The 18021-nt window shown below is 40.7% G+C and carries 17 protein-coding genes and 1 pseudogene; 6 read left to right on the top strand and 12 right to left on the bottom strand.

The features are described from left to right. Positions 1-106, top strand: a pseudogene (locus tag OGM63_RS24175) (IS5/IS1182 family transposase); the annotation flags it as partial. Between the two features lie 477 nt (positions 107-583). Here the strand turns inward: OGM63_RS24175 and OGM63_RS24165 are convergent. Then, positions 584-1582, bottom strand: a complete 999-nt coding sequence (locus tag OGM63_RS24165; RefSeq protein WP_263748222.1) for a DMT family transporter — start codon at positions 1580-1582, stop codon at positions 584-586. Between the two features lie 188 nt (positions 1583-1770). On the opposite strand from OGM63_RS24165, the gene OGM63_RS24160 reads away from it, so the two are divergent. Both OGM63_RS24160 and OGM63_RS24155 read left to right on the top strand, forming a co-directional pair. Continuing rightward, positions 1771-1920, top strand: coding sequence for a transposase (locus tag OGM63_RS24160; RefSeq protein ID WP_263748221.1), 150 nt, complete (start codon positions 1771-1773; stop codon positions 1918-1920). 120 nt (positions 1921-2040) lie between these two features. Further along, a complete protein-coding gene (locus OGM63_RS24155; protein WP_263748220.1) occupies positions 2041-2193 on the top strand; it encodes a hypothetical protein in 153 nt (50 codons plus the stop codon). 43 nt (positions 2194-2236) lie between these two features. Here OGM63_RS24155 and OGM63_RS24150 read toward each other — a convergent pair whose 3' ends face one another. From OGM63_RS24150 to OGM63_RS24140, 3 genes are all read right to left on the bottom strand, one after another. Then, on the bottom strand, positions 2237-2920 hold the full coding sequence (locus tag OGM63_RS24150; RefSeq protein WP_263748219.1) for a Uma2 family endonuclease: 684 nt from the start codon (positions 2918-2920) through the stop codon (positions 2237-2239). Positions 2921-2953: 33 nt separating this feature from the next. Then, positions 2954-3535: a Uma2 family endonuclease gene (locus OGM63_RS24145; RefSeq protein WP_263748218.1), complete on the bottom strand. Its 582-nt coding sequence runs from the start codon at positions 3533-3535 to the stop codon at positions 2954-2956. 124 nt (positions 3536-3659) lie between these two features. Then, positions 3660-5090 carry a carotenoid oxygenase family protein gene (locus OGM63_RS24140; RefSeq protein ID WP_263748217.1) on the bottom strand — a complete coding sequence of 477 codons (1431 nt, stop codon included), beginning with the start codon at positions 5088-5090 and terminating at the stop codon, positions 3660-3662. Between the two features lie 240 nt (positions 5091-5330). Between OGM63_RS24140 and OGM63_RS24135 the strand changes: the two genes are divergently transcribed. Beyond that, positions 5331-5768 carry a KTSC domain-containing protein gene (locus OGM63_RS24135; RefSeq protein ID WP_263748216.1) on the top strand — a complete coding sequence of 146 codons (438 nt, stop codon included), beginning with the start codon at positions 5331-5333 and terminating at the stop codon, positions 5766-5768. 91 nt (positions 5769-5859) lie between these two features. Here the strand turns inward: OGM63_RS24135 and OGM63_RS24130 are convergent, their stop codons facing one another. The 3 genes from OGM63_RS24130 to OGM63_RS24120 all read right to left on the bottom strand — a co-directional run bounded on the left by OGM63_RS24130 (position 5860) and on the right by OGM63_RS24120 (position 10327). Next, the gene (locus tag OGM63_RS24130) at positions 5860-7095 is read right to left on the bottom strand and encodes a hypothetical protein (protein WP_263748215.1); all 1236 of its coding nucleotides are present in this window, start codon (positions 7093-7095) and stop codon (positions 5860-5862) included. 421 nt (positions 7096-7516) lie between these two features. Next, positions 7517-9721, bottom strand: a complete 2205-nt coding sequence (locus OGM63_RS24125) for a tetratricopeptide repeat protein (protein WP_263748214.1) — start codon at positions 9719-9721, stop codon at positions 7517-7519. 210 nt (positions 9722-9931) lie between these two features. Then, positions 9932-10327, bottom strand: coding sequence for a 2TM domain-containing protein (locus OGM63_RS24120; RefSeq protein WP_263748213.1), 396 nt, complete (start codon positions 10325-10327; stop codon positions 9932-9934). A gap of 481 nt (positions 10328-10808) precedes the next feature. Between OGM63_RS24120 and OGM63_RS24115 the strand changes: the two genes are divergently transcribed. After that, positions 10809-10937, top strand: coding sequence for a hypothetical protein (locus OGM63_RS24115; RefSeq protein WP_263748212.1), 129 nt, complete (start codon positions 10809-10811; stop codon positions 10935-10937). A gap of 339 nt (positions 10938-11276) precedes the next feature. Here the strand turns inward: OGM63_RS24115 and OGM63_RS24110 are convergent, their stop codons facing one another. Further along, positions 11277-12182, bottom strand: coding sequence for a S1 RNA-binding domain-containing protein (locus tag OGM63_RS24110; protein WP_263748211.1), 906 nt, complete (start codon positions 12180-12182; stop codon positions 11277-11279). A gap of 110 nt (positions 12183-12292) precedes the next feature. After that, positions 12293-13036: a dienelactone hydrolase family protein gene (locus tag OGM63_RS24105; protein ID WP_263748210.1), complete on the bottom strand. Its 744-nt coding sequence runs from the start codon at positions 13034-13036 to the stop codon at positions 12293-12295. A 255-nt stretch (positions 13037-13291) separates the two neighbouring features. Between OGM63_RS24105 and OGM63_RS24100 the strand changes: the two genes are divergently transcribed. Next, positions 13292-14278: a GntR family transcriptional regulator gene (locus OGM63_RS24100; RefSeq protein ID WP_263748209.1), complete on the top strand. Its 987-nt coding sequence runs from the start codon at positions 13292-13294 to the stop codon at positions 14276-14278. 238 nt (positions 14279-14516) lie between these two features. On the opposite strand, the gene OGM63_RS24095 is transcribed toward OGM63_RS24100, so the two are convergent. The 3 genes from OGM63_RS24095 to clpP form a co-directional block, all read right to left on the bottom strand. After that, on the bottom strand, positions 14517-15419 hold the full coding sequence (locus OGM63_RS24095) for an alpha/beta fold hydrolase (RefSeq protein ID WP_263748208.1): 903 nt from the start codon (positions 15417-15419) through the stop codon (positions 14517-14519). Between the two features lie 223 nt (positions 15420-15642). Continuing rightward, positions 15643-16986 (bottom strand): ATP-dependent protease ATP-binding subunit ClpX, encoded by a 1344-nt coding sequence (gene clpX, locus OGM63_RS24090; protein ID WP_263748207.1) that lies wholly within the window; start codon positions 16984-16986, stop codon positions 15643-15645. 9 nt (positions 16987-16995) lie between these two features. Beyond that, entirely contained in the window at positions 16996-17691 is a 696-nt protein-coding gene (clpP, locus tag OGM63_RS24085) for an ATP-dependent Clp endopeptidase proteolytic subunit ClpP (protein ID WP_263748206.1), read from the bottom strand. Positions 17692-18021 lie beyond the last annotated feature (330 nt).

Here is an 18021-nt window from a genome sequence, read left to right as displayed (position 1 = left end):
GTCTCTTACTTATAGAAATCGTCGAAAAAGATTTAGTTTGAGGTTCAATCTGATTGCAGGTCTTTATAATTATGAACTTCATCTCCCCCAAACCGAATCTTCCTGACTGACTTTTGCTCATAGGTCTAATATAGTCATTGATAGTCATCGAACCACTCAACGCTGGAGGAATACAACCGCAGCGAGCCGGTTCGAATCTCAACCAGTAAAAAGCCCGATGCGATAAAATACCGTCAATCACTGCTATCAAGGCAGATCCTAATCCTCGCGCCACCTCTGCAATGCTCAAAACAACTTGACGCATTCTCTGGATAAGTTCTACTAAATCCTTTGCTGGAGCAGATGCATATTCGAGTTGTCCGCCAGGTTCTAAGATCACTTTTGTTTCATCGGCTCCTACAAGACCTATAAGAAGATCGTCTTCATAAATAGGAGCAACCACGCCTAATTCTACTTCCATTCCTATTTTCTCTGTAGCTGTTTTGTTTTTAAGAAAGAAAGATAGAAGGTCTTCACGAGAAAGCAATGGTTGATTTTTCACAAATAACTCCTTTTGATACCTGGGATATTTTCATTACATGTACTAGCCAGCATCTGACTCAATTGCCACATCTTCAGCTATAATTTTCATATCTGACTGACTTGCTCCCCGACCTGATTTAGCTATATATATACCAACCAAAACTATGACGAAAGCCAACAAGTTTAAGAAACTTAAATGTTCGGCAAAAATCACCCAGGCAAGGGTTGCAGTAATAATCGGTTCGAGTAGAAGGAACAGAGTAGCAAACCCTGAAGAGAACTGCTTGAGGCTATAAGCGAGAATCCCCGAACCGATCACTTGGCAGAAAAAAGCTAGGCAAAACACCGGTAACCATCCCTCTACCGAAGAAGGGAAAAGTTGCTCTTCAGTGAATACAGCGACTGGAAACGTCAAAAAACTTCTGAGCAAACAAGACCACAGTAGTATGCTTGTGGTGGAAAATTTGACTCTCAGTTTTTCTGCCGCTAGCAAACTTGCCGCATGGAACACAGCAGAGAACAGAGCCAAACCATCACCGATAAGCTGATCGGTAGCGATTTGAAAATCTTGAATGCCAATGACGATCGCCCCCGCTATGGTTAGAAGCACACCCGTGAGAAATCTCCGATCGAAGTTATGGCTTAATAGCAGCCATCCCCCAAGAGTAGCAAAAATGGGGGTCAAATTATGCAGTAAGTTTGCATTGGCAATGCTAGTTTGAGTTATAGACCAAGCCCAGGAAATGTGAGAAATAGACATTGCGATCGCTGTTACTACCAGCAAGACCATATCGGGAATTGCATAAGTATTGCTTGGCAGCGGAGAATCTTTGGAAAATTGAGAAGCGATCGCCTTGCTCCCCCTCCACAGTCCAAAGATTGCAGTGGCTATCCAAAAGCGATTGAATACTGTAGCATTAGGACCGATATACTGTTCGCTCAATCTGATAAAGATTGCTGCTAGGGATAAGGTAAATACTCCTATGAATAATAAGCAAAGTAGTATCAGAGTAGATAGTGATTTTGTTTCTTGCTGTGGCGATTCTAGTGTATTGGTCATAATCGTTCGGCTTCTGGTGCGCTAAGAGGATGTTTGAAAAGTCGGGTATGTTGTAAAAAAGCTCTCTCAGTATAGGGTGTGAATAGATAATAAACAGCACCGAGAGAGCGACATGAGTAAAGCTTACCCCAGTAACCTGAGCCGTGCACAATATGAATTTCTGAGCGACTTGATTCCAGAAGCGCTCTATGGGTGGTCGTAAGCGTGAAGTCGATATGTGGGAAGTCCTGAATGCAATTTTTTACATCCTGCTAGAAGGAGTGAGATGGCGATCGCTTGGCAAGCGTGACTTTCCTAGGAAAGCAAACAGTGTACACTTATTTCCGCAACTGGCGTAAAGATGGGACATGGTTGCACATTCACGATCATCTGCGAGAATGGACGAGAATCGAAATTGAGCGCCATCGGAGGGAATCGGAGGGAATCATCGATAGCCAGTAAATGTGAAAAGTGCAGCGATGGTGAGTCAAGAGGTGGGTTTTGATGCAGGCAAGAAAATTAAAGGACGCAAGGGATTTTTGACGGTTTTTGTCAAGACTAATTTAGATGCGCTTTTACTTCGCTTTCATCCCCAGGCTATAGAGCCGTGGGGAATTACGGGAGTCAGTTAAAATAGTAGTCTGCGCTTGGGCGCCCAAGCGCAGACTACAAAATTCATGCTTCAGGTTCAATACCTGCTGCTCGCAGTTGCGCTGCTAATCGTTCAGCCTTTTCTAAACCCCACAGCAGCAAATTCCCCTGGTCATCCCACCAACGCAACCAATAACCTGTGCGGTTTTCGTGTTCACCTTGCCATATACCTAAAAATAAGTTCATTTCCGCAATCGAGTAGCGGTTATTATTATCAGGTTGCTGTAGTTGATACTCGCCATCGTCTAATCGATAAACTTCAAGTGTGCCTGTATCCGGTTCAAAAATGGCATAGTTTGGCACTTTGAGAACTTGTTCGTAAAATAACCATTTTCCCGGTGGATAAGTTGGTTTGACAGAATATTCTCCACCTTCTGTGTCTGAGATAAATTCCATTACAATTAACGGAATATCTCCTTGTAATTGGGGAGTGTAGCTGCGTTTCACTTCTTCTCTAGAAACCCGGACATTCGCTACATATCCCCAATCTGGTGCTTTAATCACCATTTTGCCGTTGACCGTGGCACAAATACCATAATTTGTGGTTATTAATGCTGTATCTGGCAGTTTTCCGGCTATTTCCAAACTTTGTGTTAAAGCTGCTGCGAGAAGAGGTTGATTGATATTATCCACTGGGTCATTTAATAATACAAAATCATCGGATAATTTTTCCCAAGTTACTTGAAATTTGTCTGTACTGGCTATCATGGCACTTTTAAGTAATCACAAGCTTTAAATAAGTTATTTTTCAGCTTCAAAATCAACTTTATCGTAAATATCTGATAGAGAAATTTCAAATTGCAAAGACGCTAAAGATAATATACTATTTTCGTCTTCATTTTCCGAGAAAATCCATTTTTTATTATCTGTTTTGGAATATTGTTCTACATGAATTTTGTATTGGTCAATCAGAACGTATTCTTGAAAGTTTTGAATTGTGCGATAAGCGGCAAATTTTTCATCAATATCATACTTTCTAGTAGACTTGGAAAGCACTTCAGCAATCATCAAGGGATTAGTAATTGTGTCTTTGCGTCCCTCGTCAAACTCTAAAGAACCTGCAACAACCATAATATCGGGATAAGTATGAATTCGCTTTTGGGGAATCCATAGACGTTGATCGGTAACGAATACTTGGTAAGGTTGACGCTTCAGAGCGAAATTAAGCGCTGCATAAAAATTACCAGTTATTTTATTGTGATTTGGTGTTCCACCTGTCATGGGTATGATTTGACCATCAATATATTCATTGCGATTCTCGGAAGTAACTTCTAGTTCCAAGTACTCTTGAAGTGAATAGTAGCGTTGTTCTTGTAATTGCATAAGAATAAATACTGTTAAAAGTCAAAAGTCAAAAGTCAGGAGTTAGGAATTCAATACTTATTTTTAATTCATAACTCTTAACTTATAACTCTTAACTCCTGACTCCTGACTCCTAACTTTAATTTTAAGCTGGTTTCCAAGTACCGTGGAAGCTGTGAGGAATGACGCTGGGTAATCTGAGTTGACAAACAGGTTCTTCGTCTAACCTATCCGCATTAAATACCCAAACTTCACTATGATTAATATTGCCGTCGTAGACAACTGTTATCACCCAAGCTTGGGAAAGTGGATTTTCAGCATCTGGGACGTAAATCGGTTCACTCGGATAGCGATTTTCTCCACAATCGGAAGACGTTAATTTTTCGGCTTGGTGGTCAAAACGTGCGATCGCATTTAATATTTCTTGACTAATATCCGTTTCTTGCCGAAATGTGGAAAAATAAGTATAGCGAGAAGCTTGTCCCACATTTTGCGGTGGTACGGTCGGAAATTCGCAGTGTTTATCTAATATTTGCTCAATTGCGGTAACTTTTCCAGTTTGGGGATTAAGTTGCAATCTTGATAATGAACTCTTTGCGGCTGTATGAGTCTCACCTGTCGTTACTTCTTTGAGGTATTGGTTGGTTTTAAAGTCTTCATAACGAGCGATATCGACATTTACCAAACCGCTATCATCAACATAACCGTTGCTAAAATGCCATTGATACCAAGGTTCAGTTTCACTGCGACTGACTAAGGTTAATGTTTCCCGATCAAAAATTAAAATTTGAGTTCCTAATTCAGGTTTCCATTCCAAAGCATCGCTGTAGCTGCTTAATCCCATCAATACCGGCAAAGGATTCATCCGCACTGGGGGAATGCAAAATATGAGATATTGCCCCGCTAAAACAAAATCATGCACCAATGGTGTACCATCAAGTTGGAATTGCACTTTTTGGATTATTTTGCCAGTGCGATCGCTCTTATAAATATTCAGCGTCGCATTTAATCCGGGGATAACACCAAAGTTAAAAATCTCCCCTGTATGCAAATCCCGTTTGCAGTGTGCAGAATACGTTAAACCGTTACTTAACCCTTCTAAATCATCTTCACCGAAAGTTTCCAGATTTTGCAAATCCAAAGCGTGAGGTTTACCACCTTCCCACAATGCTAAAAGTTTATCTGGCAGTGCTAAAACTGAGGTGTTAGCAGCATTCTTCACTGCTTTAGACCATTTCCTCCACCCAGGTGCAGTCATGCCATAATTACCGTAAAGTAGCTTATTAGCGGCTTCTTCTTCTTTGTAACCAATTGTTTGCACGTAGCGATAAACACCTGTGGCACCTTCATCGGTGAAATGTACCGCAAGAATTGCCCCATCTCCATCAAACCAATGTCCCATGCGGATATTACCGCGTTCTAACCGTGCAGGTCCGTTACGGTAGAGTGTACCACGCAATCCTGGGGGTATTTTTCCAGAAAGGACTTGCAGTTGGGTGGGAGAAAATTCTGATGCCGGTTGAGCGATCGCACCTGCCCAACCTGGTTTGATTGACTTTTCCTTAATTGTGTGCATACGAGATTCAATCCTCACTACTATGTCGTTTACGCAACGATATCGAGACGTCAAGGGTGAAAAACCGCTATATTATGTCCCGCATTGGGACAGATGTTATCGAGACGTTCCACGCTTGACGTCTCTACTGAGTGTTTTTATTTTTCTATTGTAAAGCTTGACCAAGGAAGGTGATTATAGTACATTAATACTATAATGTTTAACAAATTGCACCTCAACGTCAGTAGGAGAGTAAAATTAATGAAGCTATCGAAGGTGGACTTGAGCAGTTTAATAGCGATCGCTCATTCTGAAGGATACTTGCAATTATTACTCGACCGAGGTTCAGAGTTAGAATTTGTAGAAATTCCTGCGCCAATACAAGCTTACGACGGACTGCAAGATTTAAACGAAATTATCGCTGATTCTTTTGCACTTCCCGCAGAAGAGGAACCAATTGTCATGCTAAGTGTGAATTCATCAATGGCTGCATCTATAGGATACGACAAAAACGAACAACTATTGCAAGTTGAGTTTCACAACGGCGCAGTTTATCAGTATTCTGGGGTAGAGGAGGATACTTGGTCTGATTTACACGACGCTGATTCAATTGGCAGATATTATAATCACGAGATTAAAGGTAAGTATGAGTGCGATCGCATAGATAACACAGAAGATTTTGATGATTGTTGCGATTAATATCATGTCCGTTTAATTAACAGTAATAAAAAGATCGCAACCCTTGTAGAGACTACCAAGTGCTACGTCTCTACAGCATGTGTGATTTCCCTTAAATTTGTCCTTGAGCTTCTTGGATATCGCTTTCTGCTTGTTCCCAAATAGCTGAACGGACTTGATTTAATTGAACGAATTTTTGCGTAAATAAATTAGAACTTTCTTGAACTTTATATTTTTTAACTAATGGTACATTTTTGATTTTAAAAGAATCAGGTATCCATAACACATTTCTAAATTCTAGAATTCCAGCAGATAAAGAATTCTGGCATTTTCCTTGCTGGCAATATTGCCAAACAATTAAAGCATCATTATATCTATTTAAAGCACTTTTCAACGCCTTAGCGCTGGGATGAGTTTTTGTAACTGGAGCTTCTTTGAGAATATCAGTAAACTTTTTATTCAAATTTTTAACTTTGTTTGCATAATCTTGATATTCAGTCTTATCATCAAGGGAATCAGCAAATTTAGAAAAGAGTTTGACTAAGGGGTCTAAAAATCTCGCACCAATGAGATAATGAATCCCCTCTATTTTGTCTTGATAAATTAATATAGTATCTTGACTTTTTGGGCTAACACTTGTTCCTTGGGGAATAGTTTTTATAAGTTTAATAGCATCTTTAACTTTTGATTCTGCTTGATTTAAAGTTTCTAACTTTGGAGAATTACGAGTAAGTAGATCGGCTTCATTATTCAAATCTTCAGCACGATTAAAAGCGTTAACGGCTGTTTGTTCTTGTTGAAGTCTTTGATTAACTTTTTGAAATTGATTTTGATAAGCTTTTAGCGCTTTTTTAGATTGAGGATAAGTATTTACATCAGTAGGAATAGTTTTCAATAAATCGATAGATTTTTCTAAATCTGAGCGCATCCCTTCCCATTCGGGAACTGAAAAAGTCATTTCATTATCAATACCTAAAGCTTTTTTGCTCAACCTTTTTGCTTCAAAAAAGTTTTCTTTAGCATTAACAGTTTTTATACATGTAGAAAAAACATTCAATCCGGTTTGAGCTTCTTGATAACTTAAACCTGGTAAATTTGGAACGCTATATAAAAGCTTGGTTGCTTCATTAACTTTTTTAGATGCCTCTAAAAAATTAGTATTTGCAGAAATATCAGTTTGACATGCCTGTGTCAACAAACCTTGAGATTGCTGAATTTTTTTAACCTGTTCTTCCTTAAATTTAATCCAGCCAATCAACCCACCTGTAAACATAACTACCGAAATCAATCCAACTAATACAAGCTTTTTATTTGGTATTTTATTGTTATTGTTTTCAGCAATATTCATTGTTTTTATTTTTATTGCGAATGATGGGATAGAGACCTTCCACCGCAACGTCTCTACTTTTTTCTTGGGGCTACTGCAAAATATAAAAGTCTCTATTTTTAATTTAAGAGTAAATGGTGCGTAATTTATCAAAAAGTACACAAATGTATAAAAAGTACCTCTTGCCAAGTACGCTTTCGTGACTGTTATAGCGACATCGCAGCAAACACGTATCTTATATATGACAATACCGTTGGTGTTAAGCCCCAAATCCTCCTAGAGACGTAGCACTTGGTAGTCTCTACAGACATACCATTTTTTACCACCAATTCCTTAGCACCAAGCGTATTAAATATAGTAGAGACGTAAAGAGTGGAACATCTCTATCAAAGTGGTGTAGTCTAATAAGAGTGAAAACTGCTGCAAAAATGCAACAATCACCTTAATCTGTGGGAAGCGACGCAAGTAATTGCCCAAAGCGCTTGTCTTGTGCAATCTCATCAAAATCTATATCAGTTTCTGCATCTTCCTTATAACTTGGATTCAAGTCAATTGAGAAGCGCAGATTTAACAGTGCTAATTCAACTTTTCTTTGCAGCGCATAACAAACTGCTTTGTTATAATATGCATTGGCATAATCAGGTTGAATTGAAAGCGCTTTATCGAAGCATAAAAGAGCTTCCTCATCACGTCCTAGCCTAACTAAGCCATAACCTCGGTGATTCCAAGCTTTGTATGAATCTGCCTTCAACTCTATAACTTTATCAAAAGAAGCGATCGCAATATCATATTCTTCCAACTCTTCTAGCGCTAAACCTCGATTTAACCAAGCTAAGTAGTCATCTTTTTGAAATTGCGTGGCTTTATCAAACGAGATCAAAGCTTCTTTTGGTGAGCGCAAATTTCCCAAAGCAACACCGCGATCGCGCCATGCTTGATGATAATCTGGTTTGAGTTCAACTGCTTTATCATAGCAGGCGATCGCCTGATTGTATCGTTTCACCCTCAAATTCGCAATACCTAGCTTAAACCAAGCAATAGCTTGGTCAGGTTCGATTTTAACTGCTTTGTTGTAAGCTGCGATCGCGTCTTCATAGCGTTTTTCTGATAAGAAAGCATCTCCTTTTTCCAGATAATTATCAGCAGTTAATTTCAGTCGAGGAGATACAGCTTCTTCTAATTCTTCTGGCTGTTTAGATTCGGATATTTTTTCTTCAACTGCACGATTTACTGCTTCTTTGATTAATGCTGGTGAACTTTCCGAAACTTCTTGTATAATCAACTCTTTTCTTTGTTGAGCATTTTCTTGCAAGTTAGAAAGGTTAGCTACATCTGACTCTAATTTATCTAGCTTTTTCCCGATTCTAGATTTTTCTTGTTCTGCATCTTTTTGTAATTCAGAAATCAAATCTAAACCTGATTTTTTTAAATTCTCTATAATTAACTCTTTTCGATGTTCCGCATTTTCTTGCAAGTTATAAATTTGAGAGGAAAATTCTAAATACGTTTTTTCTAAACTTTCAACATATTTATCTTTTTGCGTTTGAGTTTCTGACTGTAATCTTGATACTTGAGATTGTAATTCTGCTTCTATTCTTTTCAGATTATTTAGCGTTATATCTTTTTGCTGTTGAGTTTCTGATTGGATTTCTGATATTTGAGATGTCAATTCTGATTGTATGCTTTGGAAATTTTCCAGCGTTATATCTTTTTGCTGTTGAGTTTCTGATATTTGAGATGTCAATTCTGATTGTATGCTTTGGAAATTTTCCAGTGTTATATCTTTTTGCTGTTGGATTTCTGATATTTGAGATGTCAATTCTGATTGAAGATTTTCTAGATTTTCCAGGATGCCAATTTGTTTTTTTTGAACATCCAACTGTAATTCGGAAACTTTCTCTGCACCCGCAGATTCTAAAGTTAATAAATTATTTAGCATTAAATCTTTTTGTCTTTGAGCATCTGACTGTAACTCAGATAGCTTATAAGCAAAATCTAATTCTAAACTTGTTATTTTTTGTTTAGCCGTCTTGATTTTAATATCTAATTCTACTAATAGTTTTTGTTTTGATAATAATTCGGATGTCAATCCAGATAAATTATATTTTTCTGCTTTTATCTTTTCTTGTAGTGCTGCGGCTTCAGTTTCTAACTGCTGGGTAGTATTTTTAACTTGTTGTATGATATTTTCAGTTGATTGCTTAAGAGAAGTTAACTGATTTTGTAATTGTTCAACTCCCTGTATCTGTTTCATCGCTGATAGAGCGATCGCACGAATTACCGCTCGACGAAATAGCCAAAGTGAAGCGATCGCACTCACCGGAAGTAAAGTTAATATAACTAGCCAGAGGTTGCTTTGGATAGTTCTACGACTGAGAGCGCGATCGACTTCAGATTGCACTTGCCGTTGAATTCGCACCTCTTCTCGATTCGATATAGTCGTTGGGGTTCGCTGGGGAGACACCTGTGACGCAGGTTGACTTCTAGCAACACCAACAGACAGCACAAAGGTGGAAAAGGCGATCGCGCTTTTCAATACTAAAGCAGAAACTCGCCTAGAGCCGCTTTGAGTTGATTTTTCTATATGCGCTCCACGCTGATTGCCGCAGGCTAGGTTAGAGTAGACGAGCTGCTTTTTGCTCTTCATACAAACCATCCGTATCCATTGGTAAGTTTTTTTAGTGGCGAACCTATCTCTAATCTAGCAGCCCTGATTGAAGCACATATAGAGTCTAAACTTTATTTACCACTTTTGGTATATTTAGACATAGGCGTGGAAATTAATTATGCGTTACCTAAAACCCTTGTAGAGACGTAGCATTGCTACGTCTCTACATCTTTTCTACGCCTGCGTATATTATCGTTCGTCGTTTGAACCTTGAAAAGTATCAAAAGCATCAAAAGCAAGTCCTAAACCCCAGCCCAAGATGCACCAATAAGCCCAATTTAATTTACCATCTGTCATCACATCGATCACAACTAAGAAAGTGTTAATGATGAGATACAAAAAAAGATGTGTCTTAAATTTGCGGCGACGACTATTACTCATATTACTTAATACCTGCTTTGCACGTTGTTTTTGCGATTGCTGCGTTAACTGTTTTTCTGCATCTGCGATCGCTTCTTGAGAAATTCCCAAATCTGCCGCCATTTCTAACAATTCCTGACGGGAAAAATCTCTACCTTCCGCCTTTTGAGTCATGGCTAGCTGGAGAATTTGTTGTACATCTTCTGAACGATACGAATTCGTCATGTGGGGAGTGGGGGATAAGGGAGACTGCGCGATCAAGGGGGATTTTCATGAGGGGAAAAGGTTAAAGGGTAAAGGGTAAAGGAAGAAAAGTTTTTCCCTTTTCCCCTTCCCCTTTTCCCTTCCTGCTGCCTAATGCCCTAATCCCTAATCCCTAACCCTTTTACCTTTTTTTGATTTATAGTTTTGTGCCTTATGCAGCCATCAGTTGTCAGATCAATGAAAATATGCAGCGCTTTGTATTCAACTGTTTTACTTTTTACTCATATCTTGCACTTCGGCAATGATTTTATTAACCTTCTTTGCATCTGGTGATTTCAGCCGTTGTCATATCTCCAAAGATGACTGTAAATAGTTCATTGCAGTCGCAAAATCTCCTTGCTTTTGTGCTAAATCTTCTCAGCACCACAAAGTCATCGCTTTACTTTGAAGATTACCAATGCGTTCAAATATTTCCAAAGACTGATTTCGTCGTGCGATCGCTGTGTGGTGTCAAATTATTTCTTTTTATTTGCCACATTTCAATGCGATCGCACACAAGCTTGTGAGTGAAAATAGCACCTACATCGCTTATTTTATTCAGGTTCTTGATGTCGAACTTCGTGAAGCGTAGAAATGTTCGTAATTAATCTTAATGCTTTCCTTCTATCTCCCTGAACAGTTTTCTTACTTCAATTTATTGAGATAATAAAAACTAGGATGCTTCTTATGTTCTGCGAGTGTTGTAGACCAAACCGGAACGGTCAGATACTTCAGTGGTGGGTGAAATTATGGCGATCGCCGTATCATAGCTGTGTTGTACACTTGGGTCAAATTGGTCGCATTAATTAAATTTGCGTTTCATGAAGAAAGATTGCAGGAACTGGGAGACAGGTATTGCCAACAGAGTAAGTGGTTAGTGGTTAGTCGTTAGTGGAAAAATAATTATCAACTAACAACTAACAACTATAAACTAGCTTTCTTCAGCTTTGTTCGACGCTCGATTAGCACGCGCTTCGGCTGAAGCCATTACCTCGTCCATATTCTCCAGAATTTCGCCGGGGAAGTTTTCCAAAACTCTGGTAGAAAGAGCAACGCGACCTTTACCTTCATCCAAGTCAATAATTACAGCTTTAATCAACTGACCGGCTTGAAACACTTTTTCCAGATTTTCAATAAATTTTTGGCTTACCTGCTTGATGTGGAGTAAGGCACTAATACCTGATAAATCAACAAACACCCCAAAAGGCTTAATACCAGTAACTTTACCTTCGACCAACTGACCATTAGCCAACATATTGAAGCCGGCAGAACGAGTTGCCAAGCGCTGAGAAAGTATGAGCTTATTATTATTGCGATCAATTTCTAAAAAGCTAGTAGTTAGAGTTTGACCTTTAAGAGCTTCTAAATTATCGCGCTCAACCAAGTGCGATCGCGGAATAAATCCCCGCAAACCTAGCAAATCAACGGTGACACCACCTTTATTCACACCCATTACCCGCACTTGTACCGTCTGGCTGTCTTCTTGCATTTGCACCAGCCGTTCCCAGATATGCTTAATTTCCAGCTGTTTTCGAGACAGGGTAACTTGACCTTCTGCATCCTGTTCTCGGATAATTATAAATTCCAGTTCTTCTTGTAGCGGCAACACCTCCGACAAATTAGTTATTGCTCTCAAAGAAGCCTCATCGCGGGGGATAAAAGCGGAAGATTTGCCTCCAATATCGACATATGCTCCATCATGGTCAAGCTGGAACACTTTACCGTGTACTACCTGTCCCTTTTGAAACTGATAGTCGTGTTTTTCCAGTGCTTTGGCAAAATCGTCCATTGTAAACGACGAGTTAGCTTTTTGAGAAAGTTTCGCTTCGGAATTCATGATCTTTGAAGATAAATTGTTATTTGCTAACTGCCTTGCTAATTGTTTTTCCAATTAGCAAGGCAATTAGCCATTAGCCATTTGTAGTGTGAACGGATATTTCTCTCTACCTAGTCGCTTAATTGTGCAAACAGTTGTTTCACCTGCTCCCAAGCATCAGCCGCCGATGAAGGATTATAGCTGGCGCGATGGTCACAAAAAAATCCGTGGTCAGCTCCATCGTAGCGAAACACACGATGCTCGATTTTATATTTTTCTAACTCTGCCTCTATTTGATCTACTTCAAGAAGAGGAATGCTGGCATCTTCCTTGCCAAAAAAGGCGTATAATGTGCCTTTGATATCTGGAGTGAGGCTAAGGGTGGGAGCGCCGCCTCCTGGTGTGCGACTGGTAATGCCTGCGCCGTAGAATGAAGCGGTAGCTTTGATATCTGGTAAAGTAGAGGTGAGATATACTACATGACCGCCAAAGCAGAAGCCAATACAGCCAAAACCATCTTTTTTAACTTGGGGGAGGCTTTTGAGATAATTAATCGCTGTTTGAATATCGCTTAATAATTCTGATGCTTGGGAATGCATAGCATAATTTCTGCCAGTTTCAATAGCTTCTGGGGTATAGCCAGTTTCAAAACCGGGAGCGATACGTTGAAAAATGGCTGGGGCGATCGCGACATATCCAAGTTTGGCAATACGTTCTGTAACTTCCCGGATATGGGCGTTGACACCAAAAATTTCTTGCACAACCACAATCCCTGGGTAGGAACCTGATTCTTGTGGTTGTGCCAGATAAGCCTCTATTTGTAAATTGTCAAGGGATAGCTTAACCGTTTTGGTATCGATTGCTTGAAGAGTCATAATTATTTTCACTCATGCTTTGTAATTATCAGATATAACTATGCCAGGATCTTAACTTCATCTCAAATTTTCGCGCCCAAGATTCAAAGGACGCGGAGCGCACTTGTTTTGGCGAGGACTGGGGACGCTTTTTAGGAATTATTGACTGCATAAGAAAGTTCCACGCCTATCAATTCCATGTATGAATAAAATATTTGACAAGTAGCATATGCAGCTGATCGCATACCACTACTAGCACTATTTGGAGGTTTGGTGATGATTCAATTCCGTATTCAGCCAGACAGTGAAATTCCCGCATCAACCCAGCTGTTTAATCAAATCCGGTTTGCGATCGCTTCCCGGCAATATCCACCTGGATACAAATTGCCAAGCACGCGAGCGCTAGCGATGCAGACGGGGTTACATCGCAATACGATCAGCAAAGTTTACCGCCAGTTAGAAGAAGAGGGATTTGTCGAAAGTCTAGCTGGTTCGGGAATTTACGTCCGTGCCCAAGGTCATGAAGGCGGAAGTCGTCTGAAATCGCCAATTCTCAAGGAACACCCAGAAGCATACAAAGTTGTCCAACTAGCAATGGATGAACTACTTTCTCAAGGCTGCTCGCTCAATCAAGCTCGTGAGATATTCTTGGCAGAAATTGATTGGCGCTTGCGTTGTAGTGCGCGGGTAATAGTAGCAGCTCCATCTCAAGATATTGGTGCTGGCGAGTTAATGATGTATGAATTAGAACAATCCCTCAAAATGCCAGTACAGTTGGTAGCGATGGAAGAATTAATTACAGTGTTAGATCAAACATCTTCTGCCACTGTGGTTACAAGTCGGTATTTTATCGCCGAAGTCGAAGCGATCGCTGCCCCGAAAACTGTGCGAGTCATTCCCCTAGATATCTACGACTACGCCAAAGAAATCAATTTGGTGAGAACCCTACCAAAAGATAGCTGTGTGGGCATAGTCAGCCTCAGTTCTGGCATTCTCCGCGCTACAGAAGTGATCGTCCACGGCTTTCGAGGAGATGAACTACTCGTGATGACTTCTCAACCAAAAGATGCATACAAACTTCAAGCGCTCGTTAAACGTGCCGAAGTGATTTTTAGCAGCGATCAAGTTAGTTTTTCCGCAGTCCAAGCCGCAGTCCAAGCCGCTCAAGAGGACATTATTCGTCCACCTAAACTGATTCGCAGCGAAAATTACATTGGTACTAAATCGATTAACTTGCTCAAAAGAGAGCTAGGTTTGGGGTAATCTCTGGATGGATAGTCGTTAATGGTTAGTAGTTGACTATTGACTATATCGGTTCTCGCTTGGGTGCAGTACAGTTTTGACCTCGCTTCCATTCCTCTCTCATTGTAGGAGAGAGGCTTTGATTCTTGCTCCCCTTCCCTCCTAGGGAAGGGGGTGGGGGTTAGGTTTGTATTGGATTCAACTGAAACCGCTATATTGACCATCAACTATCAACTATCAACTAACAACTATCAACTAACTAATTCAAAAACTCTCGCACCAGCCGTAAATAAGTTGGTGCGTCTTCCAACATCGGAAAATGACCAGTACGCTTAATCATGGCATACTCAACTTTATCGTTTAAGACCGCTGCTTGATGCCCCATGCGAGCGGGTATAATCTTGTCATATTCTCCCGCCACCAGCAAGGTAGTAACTGTCACTTTCACGAATTCATCGGGCATTAACTCAGATGCGGCTTTACTTACAGAAGTAAAAATTGTGCCTAAGGCAGCATCATAATCTGCTACCAAAAAATCTTCCAAAAAAGCCTGACGTTCTGCCGGTGCTATGGGACGATGTAGAAATCGCGCCATAAACATTCGATCAACAAATGGTATTTTTGCTAACCATTTGGGACGGAATTTAACTACGTAACCACCGAATTTATGAAAGGCTGCAAACGCTTTTTCATCGTACTCAAAAATGCCGCTACAAGTCAAAATTGCTCGTTCTACTCGTTCGGGATAGCGGTTGAGAAACAAAGTAGCAATTGACGCGCCCATTGAATGAGCATTAATATAGACGCGTTGTAGTTGCGACTGATCTAGCAACATTTTCAAGTCGTCAGCATATTCTTCTAATTCATAGGTTAACTCAGCGATCGCCATTGATTCTTCTTCTTGTGACTGCGACTCAACTGACTCAACCACAGATTCACTTGCACATGTTACAATTGGTTGTCCACCAGAACGCCCAAAACCCCGCAAATCGTAGAGTAAACAATCAAATTTATCTGATAATGCATGAGCGGTACTTTGCCAATATTTAGCTGAACCTGCCCAACCATGAACAAAAACCATCACTGGTTTGACCTGGGAACCAGATAATTTTTTTATCCACTCGTAATAGTGATCAACACCCCGAACATTAATGTAAGGCATTTTGAGAGTTAGGAGTTAGGAGTTAAGAGTTAAGAGTTAGGAGTTAGGAGTTAGGAGTTAGGAGTTAGGAGTTAAGAGTTAAGAGTTAGGAGTTAAGAGTGGGAGTTAAGAATTAAAAGCGAGGAATTATGCGTTTTCAATTAACTCCTAACTCCTAACTTCTAACTCCTAACTCCTACTTTGTTCTCCTACTTTGTTCTCCTACTTTGTTCTCCTAACTTTTTTAAGCTGATTCTGGCTTGGGTAGTGAGGATGGATGCATCAGCAATTCGGCAGTCGATCGCTTCTCTACCATCTCCCGCGTTACTGAACAGCGAGTTACATCTTTACGAGAGGGTAACTCGTACATTACATCCAGCATCAGTTCTTCAATAATACCACGCAGTGCCCTAGCACCTGTTTTGCGCCGATAGGCTTCTTGAGCGATCGCCTTTAAGGCATCTGTTTTAAAGTCTAGCTGCACGTTATCCATCTTCAGCAGTTTTTGGTACTGTTTCACCAAGGCGCTACGCGGTTGTGTCATAATCGCCATCAGTGCTTCTTCATCTAACGGGTCTACTACCGCCACCATTGGTATCCGTCCAATGAATTCGGGAATCATCCCAAACTTCACTAGGTCATCTGGTTCTAGATGGCGTAGAGTATCTGCCACCCGCTTTTCTTTCGATACACCTTCTCCTGGTTGGACAAAGCCCATTGACTTTTTGCCAACTCTCTGATCTACAATTTTTTCCAGACCGACAAAAGCCCCGCCACAGATGAACAAGATATTACTTGTGTCAATTTGGATGCAATCTTGATACGGATGCTTCCGTCCTCCTTGGGGTGGTACGTTGGCGATCGTTCCTTCTAACATCTTCAGCAAAGCTTGCTGCACGCCTTCGCCAGAAACATCCCGCGTAATTGAGGGGTTCTCGCTTTTGCGAGCAATCTTGTCTATTTCGTCGATGTAGATTATTCCTCTTTGGGCTTCTTCCACATCCAAATCTGCTACTTGCAACAGTCGCAGCAAGATATTTTCTACGTCTTCTCCTACATACCCGGCTTCCGTCAGCGTTGTGGCATCAGCGACGGCAAAGGGTACATCTAAAATTTTCGCCAAAGTTTGTGCTAACAAGGTTTTACCGCAACCGGTGGGTCCCATCAGCAAAATGTTGGACTTTTGCAACTCTACAGCATCATCTGCCCCAGGTTTGCCACTGCCTTTAGACTGAATAATCGCCAACCGTTTGTAATGATTATAAACCGCGACTGACAGCACTTTCTTGGCTTCGTCTTGACCGATGACGTGTTCGTCCAGATATTTCTTAATATCTTGTGGCTTAGGTATCTGATTAAATGCAATGCTGTTAGAGCGAGCGCGACGTTTTTGAGGCGGTTCTGACCGTGGTGCGGCTGGTGGTGTTGCCGCACCATTCGTGTCGAGTAACTCCTCATCTAGTATTTCATTACACAAGTCAACGCATTCATCGCAGATGTAGACTCCTGGTCCTGCGATTAATTTACGCACCTGCTCTTGAGACTTGCCACAAAATGAACATTTTAAATGGGAGTCGTACTTAGTCATACCAGCCTCTTATTTCACACTAGTGACGTTTTCCCCAGCGGTGGGTAGATTTTGTCTGGAAATAACTTGGTCGATCAAACCGTAGTTTTTCGCTTCTTCTGCCGACATGAAGAAGTCGCGCTCAGTATCAGCCTCGATTTTTTCTAAGGGTTGACCAGTATGAGTTGCCAATAACTGATTCAACTTTGATTTAATGTAAAGAATTTCTCTTGCCTGAATTTCTATGTCAATTGCTTGTCCTTGAGCGCCACCGAGCGGTTGGTGAATCATAATCCGGGAATCGGGTAGAGACATGCGCTTACCAGCGGTTCCAGCAGTCAGCAGAAACGCCCCCATGCTCGCAGCTAATCCAAAACAAATAGTTACAACATCCGGGCGAATTTGTTGTATTGTATCATAGATTGCCATTCCTGCGTAGACGGAGCCGCCAGGAGAATTGATGTACAGTTGAATGTCTTTTTCTGAGTCTTCGGCATCCAAAAACAACAACTGGGCAACAATTGAGTTAGCAACAGTATCGTCGATTGGCGTGCCCAAAAAGATAATCCGCTCTCGCAGTAAGCGTGAGAAGATATCGAAAGCTCTTTCTCCCATACCAGATTGCTCTACCACCATCGGGACGATGTTGCTAGGGCTGCTTTGAGAGTTAATTTGTCTTAGACCCAAACTGTTGATTGGGTCGTTTCCCGACTGCGATATAAGCATAAAAGAACGTTTGAGAATAATTGGGGCAGAGGTTAAAGCAGCTTTTGCTGCTGAAGAAGAGCGAATTTGATTTGTATTTTAGCTATGTGTTAACCATTATGCCTTATGTAAATAGCTCTCGTGTTACACACTATCAAGCTAAGGCGGTAATCTGGGTAAAAGTTAGGAATTAGGAGTTGGGAGTTAGGAATTAGGAGTTGGGAGTTAGGAATTAGGAGTTGGGAGTTAGGAATTAGGAGTTGGGAGTTGGGAGTTAGGAATTAGGAGTTAGGAATTAGGAGTTGGGAGTTGGGAGTAATTTGTCCCCCTGTCCCCCTTGTCCCCCCTGTC

This window comes from Plectonema radiosum NIES-515, from assembly GCF_025753815.1.
GTDB classification, from domain to species: Bacteria; Cyanobacteriota; Cyanobacteriia; order Cyanobacteriales; family Nostocaceae; genus Hassallia; species Hassallia radiosum_A.
The sequence above is the reverse complement of the archived record's forward strand: the minus strand, read 5'-3'. Positions and strand labels throughout refer to the sequence as shown.